Annotated in this window: 19 protein-coding genes and 1 riboswitch; of the genes, 10 read left to right on the top strand and 9 right to left on the bottom strand. The window is 59.3% G+C overall.

Annotated elements, in window-relative coordinates; translation table 11 throughout:
* Window positions 1-2: 2 nt before the first annotated feature.
* Window positions 3-443 (bottom strand): TA system VapC family ribonuclease toxin, encoded by a 441-nt coding sequence (locus FP026_RS19600; RefSeq protein ID WP_149636284.1) that lies wholly within the window; start codon window positions 441-443, stop codon window positions 3-5.
* A complete protein-coding gene (locus tag FP026_RS19595; protein ID WP_149636517.1) occupies window positions 440-667 on the bottom strand; it encodes a CopG family transcriptional regulator in 228 nt (75 codons plus the stop codon). The genes FP026_RS19600 and FP026_RS19595 overlap by 4 nt, the downstream gene beginning before the upstream one ends.
* A 285-nt stretch (window positions 668-952) precedes the next feature.
* On the opposite strand from FP026_RS19595, the gene rpsD reads away from it, so the two are divergent.
* The 6 genes from rpsD (at window position 953) to FP026_RS19565 (ending at window position 6,310) form a co-directional block, all read left to right on the top strand.
* Window positions 953-1,570: a 30S ribosomal protein S4 gene (gene rpsD / locus FP026_RS19590; protein WP_149636283.1), complete on the top strand. Its 618-nt coding sequence runs from the start codon at window positions 953-955 to the stop codon at window positions 1,568-1,570.
* A 72-nt stretch (window positions 1,571-1,642) separates the two neighbouring features.
* Window positions 1,643-2,572 carry a glutaminase gene (locus FP026_RS19585; protein WP_149636282.1) on the top strand — a complete coding sequence of 310 codons (930 nt, stop codon included), beginning with the start codon at window positions 1,643-1,645 and terminating at the stop codon, window positions 2,570-2,572.
* A 61-nt stretch (window positions 2,573-2,633) separates the two neighbouring features.
* A complete protein-coding gene (gene ttcA / locus FP026_RS19580) occupies window positions 2,634-3,521 on the top strand; it encodes a tRNA 2-thiocytidine(32) synthetase TtcA (RefSeq protein ID WP_149636281.1) in 888 nt (295 codons plus the stop codon).
* A 72-nt stretch (window positions 3,522-3,593) separates the two neighbouring features.
* Window positions 3,594-4,421: an inositol monophosphatase family protein gene (locus FP026_RS19575; protein ID WP_149636280.1), complete on the top strand. Its 828-nt coding sequence runs from the start codon at window positions 3,594-3,596 to the stop codon at window positions 4,419-4,421.
* Between the two features lie 16 nt (window positions 4,422-4,437).
* Window positions 4,438-5,262: an inositol monophosphatase family protein gene (locus FP026_RS19570; protein WP_149636279.1), complete on the top strand. Its 825-nt coding sequence runs from the start codon at window positions 4,438-4,440 to the stop codon at window positions 5,260-5,262.
* Between the two features lie 118 nt (window positions 5,263-5,380).
* Window positions 5,381-6,310, top strand: coding sequence for an adenylate/guanylate cyclase domain-containing protein (locus FP026_RS19565; protein WP_149636278.1), 930 nt, complete (start codon window positions 5,381-5,383; stop codon window positions 6,308-6,310).
* A gap of 17 nt (window positions 6,311-6,327) precedes the next feature.
* Here the strand turns inward: FP026_RS19565 and FP026_RS19560 are convergent, their stop codons facing one another.
* The 3 genes from FP026_RS19560 to grxD all read right to left on the bottom strand — a co-directional run bounded on the left by FP026_RS19560 (window position 6,328) and on the right by grxD (window position 9,331).
* Window positions 6,328-7,611, bottom strand: coding sequence for a multidrug effflux MFS transporter (locus FP026_RS19560; RefSeq protein ID WP_149636277.1), 1,284 nt, complete (start codon window positions 7,609-7,611; stop codon window positions 6,328-6,330).
* A gap of 13 nt (window positions 7,612-7,624) precedes the next feature.
* On the bottom strand, window positions 7,625-8,857 hold the full coding sequence (locus FP026_RS19555; protein ID WP_149636516.1) for a multidrug effflux MFS transporter: 1,233 nt from the start codon (window positions 8,855-8,857) through the stop codon (window positions 7,625-7,627).
* Window positions 8,858-8,995: 138 nt separating this feature from the next.
* Window positions 8,996-9,331 (bottom strand): Grx4 family monothiol glutaredoxin, encoded by a 336-nt coding sequence (gene grxD / locus FP026_RS19550; RefSeq protein WP_149636276.1) that lies wholly within the window; start codon window positions 9,329-9,331, stop codon window positions 8,996-8,998.
* Window positions 9,332-9,714: 383 nt separating this feature from the next.
* Between grxD and FP026_RS19545 the strand changes: the two genes are divergently transcribed.
* Together FP026_RS19545 and FP026_RS19540 are read left to right on the top strand one after the other, a co-directional pair.
* The gene (locus FP026_RS19545; RefSeq protein ID WP_149636275.1) at window positions 9,715-10,017 is read left to right on the top strand and encodes a hypothetical protein; all 303 of its coding nucleotides are present in this window, start codon (window positions 9,715-9,717) and stop codon (window positions 10,015-10,017) included.
* A 217-nt stretch (window positions 10,018-10,234) separates the two neighbouring features.
* On the top strand, window positions 10,235-11,434 hold the full coding sequence (locus FP026_RS19540; RefSeq protein ID WP_149636274.1) for a hypothetical protein: 1,200 nt from the start codon (window positions 10,235-10,237) through the stop codon (window positions 11,432-11,434).
* Here the strand turns inward: FP026_RS19540 and FP026_RS19535 are convergent.
* From FP026_RS19535 to FP026_RS19520, 4 genes are all read right to left on the bottom strand, one after another.
* Window positions 11,420-11,653 carry a BolA family protein gene (locus FP026_RS19535; RefSeq protein WP_004108912.1) on the bottom strand — a complete coding sequence of 78 codons (234 nt, stop codon included), beginning with the start codon at window positions 11,651-11,653 and terminating at the stop codon, window positions 11,420-11,422. The two genes, FP026_RS19540 and FP026_RS19535, sit on opposite strands and share 15 nt — an antisense overlap.
* A gap of 14 nt (window positions 11,654-11,667) precedes the next feature.
* Window positions 11,668-13,899, bottom strand: coding sequence for a phosphoribosylformylglycinamidine synthase subunit PurL (gene purL / locus FP026_RS19530; protein ID WP_149636273.1), 2,232 nt, complete (start codon window positions 13,897-13,899; stop codon window positions 11,668-11,670).
* A gap of 170 nt (window positions 13,900-14,069) precedes the next feature.
* Window positions 14,070-14,672, bottom strand: coding sequence for an acyloxyacyl hydrolase (locus tag FP026_RS19525; protein ID WP_149636272.1), 603 nt, complete (start codon window positions 14,670-14,672; stop codon window positions 14,070-14,072).
* Window positions 14,673-14,792: 120 nt separating this feature from the next.
* Window positions 14,793-16,211, bottom strand: a complete 1,419-nt coding sequence (locus tag FP026_RS19520) for a PLP-dependent aminotransferase family protein (protein ID WP_149636271.1) — start codon at window positions 16,209-16,211, stop codon at window positions 14,793-14,795.
* A 105-nt stretch (window positions 16,212-16,316) separates the two neighbouring features.
* Between FP026_RS19520 and FP026_RS19515 the strand changes: the two genes are divergently transcribed.
* Together FP026_RS19515 and FP026_RS19510 are read left to right on the top strand one after the other, a co-directional pair.
* Window positions 16,317-16,562 (top strand): DUF1127 domain-containing protein, encoded by a 246-nt coding sequence (locus FP026_RS19515; RefSeq protein WP_149636270.1) that lies wholly within the window; start codon window positions 16,317-16,319, stop codon window positions 16,560-16,562.
* Window positions 16,563-16,652: 90 nt separating this feature from the next.
* Window positions 16,653-16,731, top strand: a riboswitch (ZMP/ZTP riboswitch).
* 23 nt (window positions 16,732-16,754) lie between these two features.
* The gene (locus FP026_RS19510) at window positions 16,755-17,729 is read left to right on the top strand and encodes a threonine ammonia-lyase (protein WP_149636269.1); all 975 of its coding nucleotides are present in this window, start codon (window positions 16,755-16,757) and stop codon (window positions 17,727-17,729) included.
* The last annotated feature ends 12 nt before the right edge of the window (window positions 17,730-17,741 follow it).

The following is a 17,741-nucleotide window of genomic DNA, read 5'->3' as shown; positions in this document are numbered from 1 at the left end:
GATTATGGGTTGCCGGTGATGATATGCAACGCCGCTTTTCCATCCTTGACCGCGATGGCTGACAGACGCCGGTCAAGCGTTGCTAGTCGGCCTCCGTGGAATTTGGCCAGAGCCAGCAAATATGTGTCCGTAATCTGTCCAGCAGTGAGAAGTTTCGTAGAGTCTACTAAACTATTGTCCAGCAAGCTGACATCATCGGCCCAGAATCGGTGACCTGGCAGACCGCGAAGCTGCGCGACGAGAAGAGCTGCTGTCGAGGGCGGACCAGGAGAATTTGGGTAGCTGGACTGGCTGAGAATTCTAATGACGCCATTTTCCGTCAATGGGCAGGTCGCCCAGCTTTCGCTGCCTGTAGAGTGAAACCAGCCGTGGGCAACATCGTGCGCTACATGAGTCGGATCGAATAAGGCAATCAAGACATTGATGTCCAGCAGAAACGTCATGGAAGCTCGTCACGAAGCTTGTTGACGAAATCAAGGGTGACTGGAGGATTGCCGGGCTTGGGTGTCAGCAATGGGACACCATTGCGTTCCTTTAGCGGCTGTGGATGACTGAGTGATCGGCGAGCCAAATCCGAAATGACATCGCCGACGCTACGACGCTGCTGTTCCGCCATCGCCTTGGCGGCTGCAAGTACATCGTCATCGATCGCCAAAGTTGTTCGCATAGGCATACCTTGATCGCGCATCAAACATCACGCATCATATATAGCATTTACTGCGACATTCTCAATCTTGGCCGAGTGGCGCTGTTGACATTTTCATGACGACCCCTTACAGACCGCCCCAACGCCGGGCAGAAATGTCCGGTGTTTCATTTGACATGTCCCGTGGCTTTCTCCGTTCGCTAATGTGAGAAGCCTGTCAGAGCTCGAAAATGGAGTTCAGAGGAGGGCGTGTTTCCTTCAAGCGGCTTGGCAGCAGGCCGCCATAACATTCTGAAAGGAAATGCGATGAGCAAGCGCGAATCGTCCAAGTATAAAATTGACCGCCGTATGGGCGAGAACATCTGGGGTCGTCCGAAATCCCCGGTCAACCGTCGCGAATACGGCCCGGGCCAGCACGGCCAGCGCCGCAAGGGCAAGCTTTCCGACTTCGGCGTGCAGCTGCGCGCCAAGCAGAAGCTGAAGGGCTACTACGGCGACCTGCGTGAAAAGCAGTTTCGCGCCACCTTCGACGAAGCCAACCGCCGCAAGGGCGACACCTCGGAGAACCTGATCGGCCTGCTCGAATCGCGCCTCGACGCGATCGTCTATCGCGCCAAGTTCGTTCCGACCGTCTTCGCTGCCCGTCAGTTCGTCAACCACGGCCACGTCACGGTCAACGGCGTTCGTGTCAACATCGGTTCGTACCGCTGCAAGGCTGGCGACGTCATCGAAGTTCGCGAAAAGTCGAAGCAGCTCGTGATCGTTCTGGAATCGGTTGGTCTCGCTGAGCGCGACGTTCCGGACTACATCGAAGCCGACCACAACAAGATGGTTGCGACCTTCGCTCGCGTTCCGACTCTTGCCGACGTGCCTTACGCCGTTGTCATGGAACCGCAGCTGGTCGTCGAATTCTATTCGCGTTAATAAGCGGATAACTTTCTTGATGAATGAAAAAGCCGCTCGGTTCGAGCGGCTTTTTTGTCTTTGGAGCGCCTCATGACGGATTTGCAGGCCATTCTCGACGGCATTCATGCGGAACTTTCGCCGCGCATCGGCGAGGGCAAGGTCGCCGATTACATTCCGGAACTGGCGAAGGTCGATCCGAAGCAGTTCGGCATGGCGATCGCCACGGTCGATGGCGATGTCTATAGCATCGGCGACGCCGGCATTCCCTTCTCCATCCAGAGTATCTCCAAGGTCTTCATGCTGACCCTGGCGCTGGGCAAAGTCGGCGAGAGCTTGTGGAATCGTGTAGGACGCGAACCGTCCGGCACGGCCTTCAACTCCATCGTCCAGCTGGAGCGCGAAGAGGGGATTCCGCGTAACCCCTTCATCAATGCGGGTGCCATTGCCGTCAGCGATGTCGTGCTGGCGGGACACGAGCCGCGCGAGGCGATTGGTGAGCTCCTGCGCTTCGTGCGCTATGTGGCCGACGACGAAGCGATCAGCATCGATGACAAGGTGGCGCGTTCGGAGACGCAGACGGGATTTCGCAATTTCGCACTCGCGAATTTCATGCGCGCTTATGGCAACCTCCACCATCCTGTCGAGCATGTGCTTGGCGTCTATTTCCATCAATGCGCACTTTCGATGAGCTGCCAGCAACTGGCAAAGGCGGGGCTCTATCTCGCCGCGCGCGGCAGTAACCCGATCACCGGGCATTCCGTCGTTTCGCCGAAGCGGGCGCGGCGCATCAATGCACTGATGCTGACCTGCGGCCATTATGACGGTTCCGGCGATTTCGCCTATCATGTCGGCCTGCCGGGCAAGAGCGGTGTCGGCGGCGGCATTCTGGCCGTTGCGCCGGGCATCGGCTCCATTGCCGTCTGGTCGCCGGGGCTGAACAAGGTTGGCAATTCGCAACTTGGCGCGGTCGCGCTGGAAATGCTGGCGGCGCGCACCGGCTGGTCCGTATTCGGCGATTGATACCCATGTCTTCTCGTGCCGCTTTCTGATATCAGCGTGGCGAGACGCAAGGAATGACGGAATGAATATCGCGACGACGGTAAAGGACGATATCGATATCGAGGCTGAGGATAGCGGTTCTGCCGTACATCCGATGTTTTCCGATGCGCCGCGTTCAGTCTCGTTCAACAAGCTTCGCAAGCGCCTGTTGCGGCAGGTACGCCAGGCTATGGAAGACTTCCAGATGCTGAAGGGCCAGAAGCGCTGGCTCATCGGGCTGTCAGGCGGCAAGGATTCCTATGGCTTGCTGGCGCAGCTCCTTGATCTGAAATGGCGCGGCTTGCTGCCGGTGGAGTTGATCGCCTGTAATCTCGATCAGGGCCAGCCGAATTTTCCGAAGCATATTCTGCCCGAATATCTAACGAAGATCGGCGTTGCGCATCGAATCGAATATCGCGACACCTATTCGATCGTGAAGGAGAAGGTGCCGGAGGGCGCAACCTATTGCTCGCTCTGTTCGCGCCTACGCCGCGGTAATCTTTATCGCATCGCGCGCGAGGAGGGTTGCGATGCGTTGGTGCTTGGCCATCATCGCGAGGATATTCTCGAAACCTTCTTCATGAACTTCTTCCATGGTGGCCGCCTGGCTTCCATGCCGGCGAAGCTTCTCAACGACGAGGGCGATCTGATGCTGCTGCGCCCGCTCGCCTATACGGCGGAGGACGATCTTGCCAAGTTCGCCGCCGCCATGCAGTTTCCAATCATTCCCTGTGACCTCTGCGGCTCGCAGGACGGATTGCAGCGAAATGCCATGAAGGACATGCTTGCCGATATCGAGCGGCGCATGCCTGGCCGCAAGGATACGATGCTGCGCGCTCTAGCGCATGTGAACCCGTCACACCTGCTCGACCCGAAACTCTTCGATTTCGCTGGGTTGATGACACAGGGATCTTCCGGCGATCCGGCGTAAATTCAGCGCTTTTGCCACACCGATGTCATCGAATCGGGCATAAGAGGAAGCCCTTCAAAACAGAGGCTTCCGATGACTTTCTCCGATGCGGATTTCGACTATGTAATGACGATCGTTGCCGAAGCGGCGGCAAAGGAAATCATGCCGCGCTTCCGCAATCTGGATGCCGGCGACATCTCGGAGAAAACCTCGGCTATCGATCTTGTAACCGAGGCCGATCTTCTGGCTGAAAAGCATATCACCGCAGCACTGAAGGCGCGTTTCCCGGCTGCCCTTATCGTTGGTGAAGAGGCCTATGAGACGGACAAATCAGTCGTGCCTGCTCTGGCGCATGCGGAGCTTGCTTTTACCATCGATCCGGTAGACGGCACATTCAATTTTGCGGCAGGCCTGCCGGTTTTCGGCACGATCGTCGCTGTCATCGCCAATGGCGAGACAATCGCCAGCGTCATCCATGATTGCGTCCTCGGCGATACTGTTACGGCCATGAAGGGCTCGGGCACCTTCCTGCGTCGGAAGGCCGGACAGACGAAACGGCTTTCCGTTGCCGCGCCTGCTCCGTTGAGCGCAATGACGGGCGCCATATCCTGGGGGCACATGGATGAGCCCGATCGGTCGCGCATCTGCAGCAATCTGTCGAAGACCCGTATGGTCTTCTCGCTCAATTGCTCGGCTTACGAATATTGGATGGTGGCGTCAGGCAAATGGCATTTCATCGGGCATTCCAAGCTAATGCCATGGGATCATCTTGCCGGCGTGCTGGCGCACCAGGAAGCCGGTGGCTATACCGCCAAATTCGATGGCACGCCCTACAGGCCCGGCGAAACGATGGGCGGCATTATTTCTGCGCCGGATGAGGAAAGCTGGCGGATGATTCGTCGCGACATCATCGGCGCCTGACGGGAAAGGATAAAGCATGACATCGCTCGTTGACGTTACGACCCTTGCTCACGTGCTGCGCCGCGCGGCACAGACGGAGATCCTGCCGCGTTTCCGCCGGCTCGGCAGCGACGATATCCGCGCCAAGAGCGAGGCGACCGATCTCGTGACGGAAGCCGATGAGCGTGCAGAGCGCATGATAAAGGCCGAGGTTTCACGGCTTTGGCCCGAGGCGCTTTTCATCGGCGAGGAATCGGTCGCCGCCGATCCGGCGCTGCTCGGGAAACTGGCGGATGCCGATCTTGCCATCATCGTCGATCCTGTCGACGGTACGTTCAATTTCGCTGCCGGCATTCCAGCCTTCGGCGTCATGGCCTCGGTCGTCTCCAAGGGAGAAACGGTCGCCGGCATCATCTTCGATCCGATGGGCGACGATTGGGTGCTGGCGGAACGCGGCGGTGGTGCATGGCTGCGCCGGCCCGACGGCGAGATGCTGCGTCTGAACACGGCTCAGCCGGTTGCGCTGGAAGAGTTGGTCGGCATGGCAGCCACAGGCTTTCTGCCCAAGGAAAAGCGCGCCGAGATCATGGGTAATCTCGCCAAGGTGCGCTACACGACCTGCTATCGATGCGCGGCCCATGAATACCGCACACTTGCCGGCGGCTATGTGCACTATCTCATGTACAACAAGCTGATGCCCTGGGATCATCTGGCGGGAGCGTTGATATCAGCCGAAGCCGGCGCCTATGTCCGTCGTTTCGACGGCTCTCCCTATTTGCCGCGCCATCTCGACGGCGGGCTGCTGATTGCAGTGGACAAGGATACCTGGGAATTGCTGCGGCGTGAGGTCTTCACCCTTTAAAGCCGATTTTGCGATTGAATTGCCGACGGTGCCCCACTTGGAAAGTGGCCCCTGGAGGGCTATCTTTGCGGCAACAGGCAAGAGCCCTGGTCGGTGCTTGCCGCGAGGATGAAGACAAATGTCCGAGACGAGCCGCAAGCTGACCACCATTTTCTGCGCAGACGTGCAGGATTATTCGCGCCTCATGGGGAAAGACGAGGAGGGGACGCTTTCGACCCTTCGCCGTTACCGCGAGGCGATGAAACGGCTGATCGAAGCGCATGGCGGCCGGGTGATCAACACCTGGGGTGACGGTGTTTTCGCCGAATTTCCCAGCGTTGTCGAAGCGTTGCGCGCAGCAATCGATACGCAAAATGAGCTTGCCGGCTACAATGCCACAAGCGCCCCGGATAAGCAGATGCTTTTTCGCATCGGCCTCAATCTCGGCGATGTGATCGCCGATGGCGACGATCTCTATGGCGATGGCGTCAATATTGCCGCCCGGCTGCAATCGCGTGCCGTGCCGGGCGGCATCGTCATTTCCAACACGGTTTATGACCAGGTCCGCAACAAGGTGGCGGTTGGGTTCGATTTTCTTGGTCAACTCGAGGTCAAGAATATCGAAGGCGGCGTGCCGAGCTACGCGGTGCGGATCGGCGGCGTGCAGGTTGTCGACACCACATCCGATTATCGTTCGACGCCGGAACCGGCTCCTGCGCGGGCGCCCGAGCCGGTGGTGCAAGAGCCTGCGCTGCGAGACTGGCGGCGGAGCTATGGAGGGATGCTCGTCGCCTGCCTCGGGCTTGCCATACTTAACGGGCTGACCTGGCATGGCGAGTTCTGGGCAAAATGGCCCATACTCGCTATTCTATGGGTTGCGGCGTTCCGCTACGTCCGCGGCAACAGGCAGATCGATATGGCGATTGCCAGCCTTGTCATCACCGGCATCGGCATTGTCGCGATCAATCTTTTCACCTGGCACGGCACGCCTTGGGCGATGTGGCCGCTCTGCGGGCTTGCGATCGCCGCGGCGCTGCGCTGGGTCAGTCGTCCGCGCAGCGGCGCGTAAGGAAGGGAACCACGTCGTCAGACGTGGCCCATGCCAGGTTCCAGTGCCGGCGCATCGCCCGGATGGGTGAAGAGCTTGCCGCGCTCCGCCCAGAGCGTTGCGAGGATCGACAACACGCCGAATATGGTGAAGCCGGCAAGCAGCGGCTGCGCGGTGCCATCGAACATCTGGCCGACGATGCCGCCGATGAGAACGCCGATCGTCGTGGAGATCGAGCTGGTGATGGCGGCTGCCGTGCCCGCCAGGTGCCCCATCGGCTCGAGACTGATCGCCATGCAGTTGGTGGTGATGACCGCGAACATCATCAGCATGACCGAGATCAGCACATAAATGAACGTGAAGCTTGGCTGACCGAACATGCCGACAGCGTAGCCCATAGCACCAAGGACGGTGAAAATGATCATGGCGGCATGAGAAATACGGCGCATGCCGAAGCTGCGGACGAAATAGCCATTGGCGAACTGCGCTACCGCAGTGCCGGCTGCCGTTGCCGCAAAGGCGATCGGAAACGTGTCCCCAAGGCTATAGACTTCGCCGAAAACCTGCTGCACGGAAACGACGTAGGCACAGATGACGCCGGTATAGAGCGTCAGGCCGATCATGTAGCCACAGGTGATGCGATTGGTCAGCACTGTTTTGAAGCCGGACAGGACGGAGGCGACCGAAAGCGGCAGGCGTTCCTCGGCGGGCAGCGTTTCCTTCATGCGGAAGAAGGCGACCAGGAACAGGCCAGCGCTGGCGATGCCGAGCAGGATGAAGATCCATTGCCAGTTTGAATAGGCAACGATCATTTGACCGACGAAGGGGGCAACCATCGGCATGATCATGAAGACGATCATGACATAGGACATGACGCGGGCCATTTCACGCCCGCCGAAGCAGTCGCGCACGATGGCAAGGGTCGTGATGCGCACGGCTGCGGCGCCGACACCCTGGGCGAAGCGCAAGACGAGCAGCGCGAAGAGATCGCCGCTCCAGGCCGCCGCAAACAGCGTCACCGTGTAGAAGGCGAGGCCGCCGAGCAGGATGCGTCGGCGGCCATAGGTGTCCGACAGGCTGCCGAAGAAGAGCTGGCAGATGCCGAAACCGAGGAAGTAGACGCCGATGACGAGCTGAGTGTCATTCGGGTTGGCGACATGAAGCGATTGGCCGATGTTCGGCAGCGCCGGCAGCATGCTGTCGATACCCATGGAGATACTGGCCGTCATCAGGGCGATCATGAGGATGAATTCCACGATGCCGAGACCGATGCGGTTGGAGCCGGACTGTTCCGGCGATTGAGACTGAGGGGCGGTTGTCATTTGAGTATGCCTGTCAATGCAAAGCGAGGGACTGGTCGGCCGGAGGCGGCGCATTATGCGGGCGGAAGAGGCGCCCTTTTTCGGCAATCAGCACGAACATCAAACCGATCAGCGAGACGGTGAAATAGCCGATCACCATCGGCGTCGCCGTGCCGTTGAAATACTGGCCGATGCCAGCGCCGATCGATGCGCCGCCGACCGTGCTCATGAAGCCGAGCACCGAGGAGGCGGTTCCGGCGACATGGCCGAGCGGCTCCATGGCGAGCGAGTTGAAATTGGAGCCGATCCAGCCGAACTGGAACATCGCCAGCGCGAAAAAGATCATGAAGAGCGGGAAGGGCATCGGCGCCGGACCGTAAAGCTGGACGATCATCCAGATGAAGGTAACGACGGAGAAGCCGAGCAGCGCCGCATGCGACAGCCGCCGCATGCCGAAACGGCCGACGAGCTGCGAATTGATGAAGGATGACAAGGCCATGAACAGCGCCACGCCGCCAAAGGCGACGGGCGTATAGACGCCGAGTCCGTAAATGCCGCTGTAGATCTGCTGGGCCGAGTTGATGAAGCCGAACAACGCCCCGAACAGGAACGTGCTGGCAAGGGTGTAACAGAGCGCCACCCGGTTCGTCAGGACGATGCGGAAACCCGCCGCGACGGATTTGACCGTCAGAGGCCGGACGTTTTCCGGCTTCAGCGTTTCGGGAAGCCGGAAGTACATCCAGAGACCGACAAGTGTCGCCATCGTGCCGATGAAGACGAAGATCATGTGCCAGGTGCTGACCAGCAGGATGATCTGGCCGCTTCCGGGTGCGATGACGGGCACGATCATGAAGACCATCATGATCAGCGACATGACCTCGGCCATCAGGCGGCCGCCGAAGACGTCACGAACGATCGAAATGGTGATGACACGTGTCGCTGCCGATCCGAGACCCTGGACGAAGCGCAGGAGGAGCAGGCCGGCAAAGGACGGAATAAGGGCAATGCCGAAGGCGGAGACGACGTAGACGGTGATGCCGATCAGCAAAGGCAAGCGGCGACCGAAGCGATCTGACAGAGGGCCGTAGATGAGCTGTGCCGAGCCGAAGCCGATGAGATAGGCCGTCACCACATACTGGCGGTGATTCTCGTTCATCACGCCGAGGCTGGAGCCAATCTGCTGCAAGGCGGGAAGCATGATGTCGATCGCGAGCGAGTTGATCGCCATCAGGAAGGCCGCGAGTGCGATGAACTCGCGTTTGCCCATGGGCAGCTGCCCATGGGACATAGCCTGAGATGTGGTCGTCACGGTTTTATTCCCATAAACATGTCAAGGCGCCGCCTGGTGGCAGCGCCTTTCGATCAAATTGAACTATGGAAACCGGACGAGGAGCCCGGTGCCCGGTCAGGCGGCGCCGCGAACGCTGATGCCGTGTTCCTGGAGGTGTTGCTGCAACTCGCCCGCCTGGAACATTTCGCGCACGATATCACAGCCGCCGATGAATTCGCCCTTTACATAGAGCTGCGGAATGGTCGGCCAGTTGGAATAGTCCTTGATGCCCTGACGAATCTCGGCATCGGCAAGGACATTGATGCCCTTGTAGTCGACGCCGATGTAATCGAGAATCTGGACCACTTGGCCGGAGAAGCCACACTGCGGGAACTGGGGCGTGCCCTTCATGAAAAGAACGACGTCGTTGTTCTTAACTTCATTGGCGATGAATTCGTGAATGCCGCTCATTGTCCAGTTCCTTTCACATGCGGGGTCAAGGTCCGCAGCGTTAAATCTGTTCCTTAAATAGCAAGCGACAGGCGCGATTTCCAGCGGCAAAACGTACGCTTCGCCTTTTTCATCGCATGAATGGATTTCCGGCATCAGCGGTTAAGAAAGATGGCGGAAACGGCTCATTGGCAATTTTTTCTGAACAGTGCGTTTTGAAAACGCCTCTTCAACTCCGAGCCTGAACAACACAAATGAAAATTTGAACCAAGGGACGATTAATATTAGGCCGCTACTTAATTTACAAACGGCCGGTATGTTTGTTAGGGTTTGTCGATTGATGCGATTTGGCGCGTATCGGTCCCTTGTCGGCATTGAATTCATATTTTGAGGAAGCGGACACCATGAGCCACCATCACTATTCCGACGGGCAGGTTGGTGAGGAGCGGGAATTTTACAGTTCGGAGGAAACGAGCGAGGGCGAGCGGGAATATTATGAGCATGTGCGCACGCCAAGAGCTTCTATTCTGAACAGCGCCGTCACCGTCTGTGCCATCGTGCTCGTTTTGAGCATTGCCTTCGGCTACCGCGCTTCGACTGCTCCGACACCGCGACCAACGGTGCCGCCGATCGTTCAAAAAATCATGATCGCGCCGCCGGCGGATCCCTGTGCCGACAGTTCTCCCTATCCCGGTCGTGAATGCTGACGTGTCGCCTTCTTGTCACCGCGCGGTGCGGCGGCAAGTTGGATGGCACCTATGAGCGTTTTCTTTTCCGCCGATGACCACGACCATAAACACTTGATTTCAATCTTTTTACGTTCAGATGAATTGTAGGCGCCGCCATGAAAAAGCCCGCAGCCCGTGGTCTTGGCGATTTCCAGTATTTTCGATGCCGCTCGTGCGCCCAGGGACAGACTGCCATATGAACAATATCAAGAAGAGGGTGGTTCTCCACTTCCCTGGTTTCGAGCCGCTGGATGCGGCGGCGCATCGGGCTCGCTACGAGCGTTCGGCGCGGCAGAGCGCTGCGGTTTGGGATCTTTCAGTCTTCGTCGACGAGTTGAAAAATTTCGGTCGGGCACCCTGTTTCGATGTGACCGCGACAGCTGCGGATTGGCAAACGCAGAGCCGCATTCATATCGTTGATCACAACGATCTGGTCTCGGCCTTGAACGGCAGGCCGTTCTTTACGCGGCTCATGCAGGGATATCTTGCCGCCGCACGGGTTGCCGCTTCGGGTGGGATGGTCGGTTATTTCCGTCACGCCTGGCGCTTCGGCCTATTCTTCGTCTTTCCCTTTCTGCTAATACTCGCGGGGCTGTTGATCAGCCTCTCCATCGCCTTCACGCCGTTCGTGTTCGGGCTGCCGGCCTGGAGCCATATCGGCAGCATCGCGCTGGCCGTCGCGTTCTTCGTCTATGTATTTCTGCCGCAGGCGGAGAAGTTGCATACCCTGCATCTTTTCTCCGACTGGGAAATGGCCGTGGCAATGGCGGGACTGAACGGGCTCGGCGCCAAGCAATGGCTGGAGGCGAGCGCGATCAGCGTGCGTCAGGCCCTCGATGAGCCCGATATCGACGAATTCGTCATTTCTTCACATAGCATGGGCTCATCCGTTGCCACTCATGTGATCGGCCTGCTGCTCGAGCGGGAGCCGGAACTGCTGCAGGGCAAGCGCGTGGTGTTCATGACGCTTGGCAGCGCCATCCTGCAATGCGCCCTCATGCGGCCGGCATCCGTGCTGCGCTCGCGTGTCGGGTTGATCGCCCGCTGCAAGGAGATTTTCTGGCTCGACGTTCACTGTCTGACTGATGCGATTCACTTCTATAAGGCGAAGGTCGCAGCTGTTTGCGGGCATGAGGATGCCCGGCAGGCTTCGGTCCTCTTCGTGCGCTTCAAGCAGATGCTGTCGGAAAAGCATTACAAGAAGATCAAGCGCGATTTCCTGCGGGTTCACCGGCAATATGTGCTCGGTCCCGATATGAAGGCCTTCTTCGATTTTACGCTGATGACGGCCGGTCCGTTGCCGGCCTCGGATTTCGCTGAATTCTCACCGAAGAGATTGCCGGAGCTGAGCTTCAACTCCGGCGAAGCGGCGCAGGCGCTCTCAGTCGGGCGCTGACGTCTGCAGCGCAAGGGCGTGCAGCACGCCGCCCATATTGCCCTTCAGGGCATCATAGACCATCTGGTGCTGCTGCACGCGGCTCTTGCCGCGGAAGGCTTCCGCGACAACTTCGGCGGCATAGTGATCGCCATCCCCGGCCAGGTCGCGAATCGTCACCTTGGCGCCGGGAATGCCGGCCTTGATCATGTCTTCGATATCGCCGGGATTCATGGGCATGAGTGGTACCTCGATTATTCAGCAGCGGCGAGCGAGCCGCCATCCATGAAGGCAGGAAACCACGATTCATGCGCCTCGCGCAACTGTTCAACCGGAAGCGTTAACAGGCCATCGATGGCAAGCGCATCGCCGCCGACGGTTCCAAGGCGGCGGAATGGCACGCCAGCGCTTTCCGCATTGATACAGACGAAATCGGCGACATCGGCCGGAACGGCGATGACGTAGCGAGCCTGATCCTCACCGAAAAGCGCTGCATGCGGCAAAGTTTTGCATTCCGCGAGGTCCACGCGCAGACCCTTGCCGGATGCCATTGCCATTTCGGCGAGTGCCAACGCCAATCCGCCGGACGATATGTCGTGGCAGGCCGTGATCTGGCCGTTGCGGATGGCGGAGCGGATGAAATCGCCATTGCGGCGCTCAGCAAAAAGATCGACTTCCGGAGCCGGGCCATCGGTTGAACCGATGATATCGCGCAGATAGATCGAGGAGCCGAGATGGCTGCCGTCGACACCGATCATCAGCAGGCGGTCGCCTTCGGAAGCGGAGCCGATGCGGGCCATCGCCTTCCAGTCCGGCAGCAGGCCGACGCCGGCAATGGTGGGGGTCGGCAGGATCGCGATGCCATTGGTCTCGTTGTAGAGCGAGACATTGCCCGAGACGATCGGGAAGTCCAGCGCGCGGCAGGCTTCGCCAATGCCCTTAATGGCGCCGACGAACTGACCCATGATCTCGGGCTTTTCTGGATTGCCGAAGTTCAGGTTGTCGGTCGCGGCCAGCGGCTCGGCGCCGGTCGCCGTGATGTTGCGCCAGCATTCGGCCACGGCTTGCTTGCCGCCTTCGAACGGATCGGCCTCGACATAACGCGGGGTAACGTCCGAGGAGAAGGCGAGAGCCTTGGTCGGATGGCCTTCGACGCGGACGACGCCGGCGTCACCGCCTGGAAGCTGCAGCGAATTGCCCTGGATCAGCGTGTCATACTGCTCATAGACCCAGCGGCGGCTGGACTGATTGGCGGAGCCGACGAGCGTCAGCAACGCCTGACCGTAATCTTCCGGCGCCGCGACGAGATCGGCGGGCAGGGCGGCGCGCTTGTCGGATTCCCGCCAGGGGCGGTCATATTCCGGAGCCTGATCGCCGAGATCCTTGATCGGCAGGTTAGCGACTTCTTCGCCCTGATGGATGACGCGGAAGCGCAGGTCGTCGGTGGTCTTGCCGACGATGGCGAAATCCAGGCCCCACTTGACGAAGATCGCCTTGGCGATGGCTTCCTTTTCCGGCTGCAGCACCATGAGCATGCGCTCCTGGCTTTCCGACAGCATCATTTCATAGGCTGTCATCTGCTCTTCGCGTACCGGGACCTTGTCGAGATCGAGCTCGATGCCGAGGTCGCCCTTGGCGCCCATTTCGACGGCGGAGCAGGTGAGGCCGGCGGCACCCATGTCCTGAATGGCGATGACCGCGCCCGTCTGCATCAGTTCCAGGCAGGCTTCCAGCAGGCACTTTTCGGTGAAGGGGTCGCCGACCTGAACGGTCGGGCGCTTTTCCTCAATCGATTCGTCGAATTCAGCAGACGCCATGGTCGCGCCGCCGACGCCGTCACGGCCGGTCTTGGCGCCGAGATAGACGACCGGCAGGCCGACGCCCTTGGCTTCCGACAGGAAGATCGCATTAGACTTGGCAAGGCCGGCCGCAAAGGCGTTGACGAGGATATTGCCGTTGTAGCGCGCATCGAATTCGACTTCGCCGCCGACCGTGGGAACGCCGAAGGAATTGCCATAGCCGCCGACACCGGCGACGACGCCGGAGACGAGATGGCGGGTCTTCGGATGATCGGGCTCGCCGAAGCGCAGGGCGTTCATGGCGGCGACCGGGCGGGCACCCATGGTGAAGACGTCGCGCAGGATGCCGCCGACGCCTGTGGCAGCACCCTGATAGGGCTCGATATAGGAGGGGTGGTTATGGCTCTCCATCTTGAAGACGACGCAGTCGCCGTCATCGATATCGACCACGCCGGCATTTTCACCAGGGCCCTGGATGACGCGCGGCCCCTTGGTCGGCAGGGTGCGCAGCCACTTCTTGGAAGATTTGTACGAGCAATGCTCGTTCCACATGGCCGAGAAGATGCCGAGCTCGGTGAAGGAAGGCTCGCGGCCGATCAGATCCAGAATGCGCTGATACTCATCCGGCTTCAGGCCGTGGGCGGCAATCAGTTCGGGAGTGATCTGGATCGAATTGGAAATGGTCATGGGCGCTCGAGTGTCCTTGCCTGTAAAGGGTTTGAAGGCCGGTCAGGGATCGGGGTCTCTTTAGCGCAAGTCTCCCTGTCGTGCGACAGGAAAATCACCGGCGTTCACAACACGCCGGCATTGATGTTGGAGAAGGCAAGCGCGCGGCCATCGGCGACCGCTGCTCGAGGTCAGAATTTGTAGCCGACCATGAGGCCCGCGCGCGTCATGCCGCCATTGGGGCCGTCGCAAAGATTGGCGTGCGACGCATGCGCGATCTGCGCCATCACGTTCCAATGACTGTCGAAATTATAGCCGAGGCCGGCATATTCGTGGAACAGCAGGCGGCAGCCGAGCATCGGGCCATGATCCTGCCAATCGTCGAGATTGCCGGTGTGTACCGTGCCGCCGAAGCCGACTTCCGTGAAGATACCGTTGCTGTGCGTGAGTGTCCAGGAAAGACCGCCATAGACTTGCGTTGCCGAACCGCCCGTGCCGATCGAGGTTCCCAGATGGATACGCGGATGGGTCAGCTGATCTTTCCAATCGGCGGTCGGATTGTAACCGAACGGGTTGAACAGGACCTGGACATCCGGAAAGACGCCATTCTCGTGATCATATCCGCTCTGAACCGATCCGCTCGCGCCGAAACGCAATTCGTCGAAGATCTTGGCTTGAGGGGCAACCGCAACCGTATCCGCGGCGGCTGCGATGGATTGACCTGCTATGAATACGGAACTGACTACCAGAAAACTCGTAACTAAACGCTTGCTTAAATAGCCTGCAATAGCCATGCACTCCCCCTGGTGTGGCGGGCGAATCCTCACTTATTGATAGAATGGTAGGGTACTAAGAGTCGAGATGACGCAATAGTATTTCCGCAAGATATCTGTCGATAAACTGATAAGACTTGCTTAAATGTGACTATCGTATGTCGATGAACCGTTTTCCAACAACCTGCGTAATATCATGAAGCCGGCCACGACATCTTCCCGCTGTGGCGGTGAGGAGAAGGCGACGCGGACCCTGTGGAAAACCCGTTCGATTCGCGCTGCCTTGAACTCATCTTCGTCGTCGATCAGCACTCCTTCGGCGAGGGCGGCGTTCTTGAATGTGCCCGAAAGCCAGGGCTCGGGCAGCTTCAGCCACAGGAACGGCAGATGCGGATGCGAGTTGAACTCGAAACCCGCCAGCGCCTCGCGCGCGATCTGTTCGCGCGCCCTGATCTCCTCGACCGATTTGCGGCGCAGCTCCAGTGCGTGACCGCCGAGTACGAGCCGGGCGCAGGTCTCCGCCAGAATGAAGGGCAGGCCGCCGGTCGTCATCTTGTGGGTGACCTTGATGCGTTGGGCAAAATGCGGCGGGCAGGCGACCCAGCCGCCGCGTACGCCCGCCGTCACCGACTTCGACAGGCTGCTGACCACGAAAGTCCGTTCCGGCGCGATGGCAGCCATGAGCGGATTTGGGTCGCCGGTCATGCCGCCATAGAGGTCGTCCTCGATCAGCCAGACACTATGCCGGCGCGCGATGGCGGCGATCGCCCGGCGTCTGGATTCCGGCATTGTCACCAGTGTGGGATTATGTGCCGTCGGCATCACGAAGGCGAGGCGCGGATGCTGCTGCTGGCAGAGGCGCTCGAAATCCTCTGGGATCATGCCGTGCTCGTCTGAATCCACCAGGATCGAGCGGCGCCCAAGGAGACGCGCGGCGCGGCTGATCTGCGTATAGGTCAGGTTCTCGAAGACGATCTTGTCGCCCGGCGACGTGACGGCCGAAATAACCGCGATGGCGGCGGCGTGGGCGCCGAGCGTTGGCACGATCGTCTCGATTGCCGGCTGCCAGCCGTTGCGGGCGAGCCAGATTTGTCCCGCCTGGAACCAGCTTGCCGGGAAATTCCGGGAATAGGAGGAAATTTCCGTCTGATGCTCGCTGCTGATGTCGGCAAAGAGCCTGCCGATGATTTCGCCCTGGCCAATGTCGGGCGCGGCGGTCGTATCGAAGCGAATCTTCGCTTCCGGCGTATTCAGGCCGCGCGTGCCGGCAAGCGCCTGCGTGATCGGATCGACGAGCTCGATCTGCTTGCCATTCGAGCGTTCCAGCACATAGGTGCCGCGGCCGACCTCGCCGGCCACAAGGCCGCGTTCGTGCACGAGCGCATAGGCCCTGCTTACCGTGCCGATGGTTACGCCGATGTCATAGGCAAGATTGCGCTGTGGCGGCAGCTTGGTGCCGGGCGGCAGAACGCCATGCGTGATCGCATTCTCGATACTGTCGGCGACGCGGATGTAGACGGGACCAGTCCCGCTTGAAATGTCAGGAAGCCAATTTGTCATAATGACAATTTCCTAGATTGTCTCCGTCATTGAGTCAAGATTATGAGTCAATTTGTATCGTTTGGCTTGATGCACGAAAATTGTCACCATCATGTGAGAATGAAGATGAGTACAATAGATGCAATCTGCTCGACCGAGGCGCAAGACGCGTCTTCGGCAGGCGTAAAAGTCCGGGCGGCACAGCCAAAGCCGCATCCGGTGCTTCGGCTTTGGGCCGTCTATCTGCATTGGCTGGAGAAGCGTGAGAGCCGCTGGGTCTTGCGAGGCCTGACGGATGATCAGCTGCGCGACATCGGCCTGACGCGGCACGAGGCGGCGACGGAGGCCAAAAAGTCGTTCTTCTGGGATTGAGCGGGCTCGGCCGCGCTTCAAGCCTGTCCACGTCCGGTTTATCCAGAGTTGTTCACATCGTTGACATCGCCTGGCCGATGAACGAGTTTGTTATGGCTGCGCGACTGGCGGATTATGATGGAAAACCATCGTGGAACGCAGCGATATATGCCGACCGCCTGGGCCCTACCGAGAAACGCAATGGGGGCTCATATGCGCTTGAATATCGATCGAATCGAAGCCGCTGCCACGACCATACACAAGGTCTTTCGACATACACCGCAATATGTCTGTGAAAGTTTGAGCCGGGCTCTGGGCTGCCGGATTGTTCTCAAAGTCGAAACGATGAATCCTGTGCGCTGCTTCAAGGGGCGTGGCACCGAGATGGTTTTGGCACGGCTACAGTCGCAAGGTGATAGGAAATCGGTCGTCTGCGCTAGCGCGGGCAATCTGGGTCAGGCACTCGCCTATGGCGGCCGGCTGAGAAACTTTGATGTCACGGTGACGGCGTCTGTCACCGCCAATGCCTTCAAGGTGGAAAAGATGCGGCTACTGGGGGCAAATGTGGTGTTGGTCGAAGGAGAGATCGAAGGCGCGCTCCAGGCAGCCTCGGATTTCGCCGCAGAGACGGGTGCCTTCCTCCTGGAGGACAGCAAGAATCTCGACACTTGCGAAGGTGCCGCGACAATCGGGCTTGAGCTTTCGGAACTTCCTCAAGCGCTGGATGCTGTTCTGATTTCTCTTGGTGCCGGGGCAATGGCGACGGGCATCGGTTATGCCTTGAAGTGCCGGCGGCCGAACGTGGAGATAATCACGGTCCAGCCCCAAAACGCGCCGGCCATGACCCTTTCCTTTAAAGCCAGGCGGATTGTGGACGCGGGTGATCCGAACACCATCGCCGATGGGGTCGCCGGGCGCTATGTAATCCCGGAAGTTCTGGATGATTTATTGGCCGTCGCCGATGACGCCCTTTTGGTTAGCGAAGAAAGCCTCAGGGAGGGAATGCGACTTCTATATCTGCATTCGGGACTTGTCGTGGAGCCCGCTGCTGCGCTTGGCGTCGCTGCCATTCTTGAGAATCGACAGCGTTTCTCCGGCAAGACCGTGGCAACCGTTGTCTGCGGCAGCAACGTCGAACCCGGGGCGTTCGAATCGTGGATTGGGAACCCTAAAAGTACGTCCGCGTAATCCGAGCGGTGG

This window comes from Martinezella tropici (genome assembly GCF_008370325.1).
Lineage (GTDB): Bacteria > Pseudomonadota > Alphaproteobacteria > Rhizobiales > Rhizobiaceae > Rhizobium > Rhizobium tropici_B.
This window is presented reverse-complemented; position numbering and strand designations above follow the sequence as displayed.

Bases quoted from the DNA above. Each gene is read 5' to 3' on its own strand.
- FP026_RS19600 (WP_149636284.1), bottom strand. From the start codon at position 443: ATGACGTTTCTGCTGGACATCAATGTCTTGATTGCCTTATTCGATCCG.
- FP026_RS19595 (WP_149636517.1), bottom strand. From the start codon at position 667: ATGCGAACAACTTTGGCGATCGATGACGATGTACTTGCAGCCGCCAAG.
- rpsD (WP_149636283.1), top strand. From the start codon at position 953: ATGAGCAAGCGCGAATCGTCCAAGTATAAAATTGACCGCCGTATGGGC.
- FP026_RS19585 (WP_149636282.1), top strand. From the start codon at position 1,643: ATGACGGATTTGCAGGCCATTCTCGACGGCATTCATGCGGAACTTTCG.
- ttcA (WP_149636281.1), top strand. From the start codon at position 2,634: ATGAATATCGCGACGACGGTAAAGGACGATATCGATATCGAGGCTGAG.
- FP026_RS19575 (WP_149636280.1), top strand. From the start codon at position 3,594: ATGACTTTCTCCGATGCGGATTTCGACTATGTAATGACGATCGTTGCC.
- FP026_RS19570 (WP_149636279.1), top strand. From the start codon at position 4,438: ATGACATCGCTCGTTGACGTTACGACCCTTGCTCACGTGCTGCGCCGC.
- FP026_RS19565 (WP_149636278.1), top strand. From the start codon at position 5,381: ATGTCCGAGACGAGCCGCAAGCTGACCACCATTTTCTGCGCAGACGTG.
- FP026_RS19560 (WP_149636277.1), bottom strand. From the start codon at position 7,611: ATGACAACCGCCCCTCAGTCTCAATCGCCGGAACAGTCCGGCTCCAAC.
- FP026_RS19555 (WP_149636516.1), bottom strand. From the start codon at position 8,857: ATGGGCAAACGCGAGTTCATCGCACTCGCGGCCTTCCTGATGGCGATC.
- grxD (WP_149636276.1), bottom strand. From the start codon at position 9,331: ATGAGCGGCATTCACGAATTCATCGCCAATGAAGTTAAGAACAACGAC.
- FP026_RS19545 (WP_149636275.1), top strand. From the start codon at position 9,715: ATGAGCCACCATCACTATTCCGACGGGCAGGTTGGTGAGGAGCGGGAA.
- FP026_RS19540 (WP_149636274.1), top strand. From the start codon at position 10,235: ATGAACAATATCAAGAAGAGGGTGGTTCTCCACTTCCCTGGTTTCGAG.
- FP026_RS19535 (WP_004108912.1), bottom strand. From the start codon at position 11,653: ATGCCCATGAATCCCGGCGATATCGAAGACATGATCAAGGCCGGCATT.
- purL (WP_149636273.1), bottom strand. From the start codon at position 13,899: ATGACCATTTCCAATTCGATCCAGATCACTCCCGAACTGATTGCCGCC.
- FP026_RS19525 (WP_149636272.1), bottom strand. From the start codon at position 14,672: ATGGCTATTGCAGGCTATTTAAGCAAGCGTTTAGTTACGAGTTTTCTG.
- FP026_RS19520 (WP_149636271.1), bottom strand. From the start codon at position 16,211: ATGACAAATTGGCTTCCTGACATTTCAAGCGGGACTGGTCCCGTCTAC.
- FP026_RS19515 (WP_149636270.1), top strand. From the start codon at position 16,317: ATGAGTACAATAGATGCAATCTGCTCGACCGAGGCGCAAGACGCGTCT.
- FP026_RS19510 (WP_149636269.1), top strand. From the start codon at position 16,755: ATGCGCTTGAATATCGATCGAATCGAAGCCGCTGCCACGACCATACAC.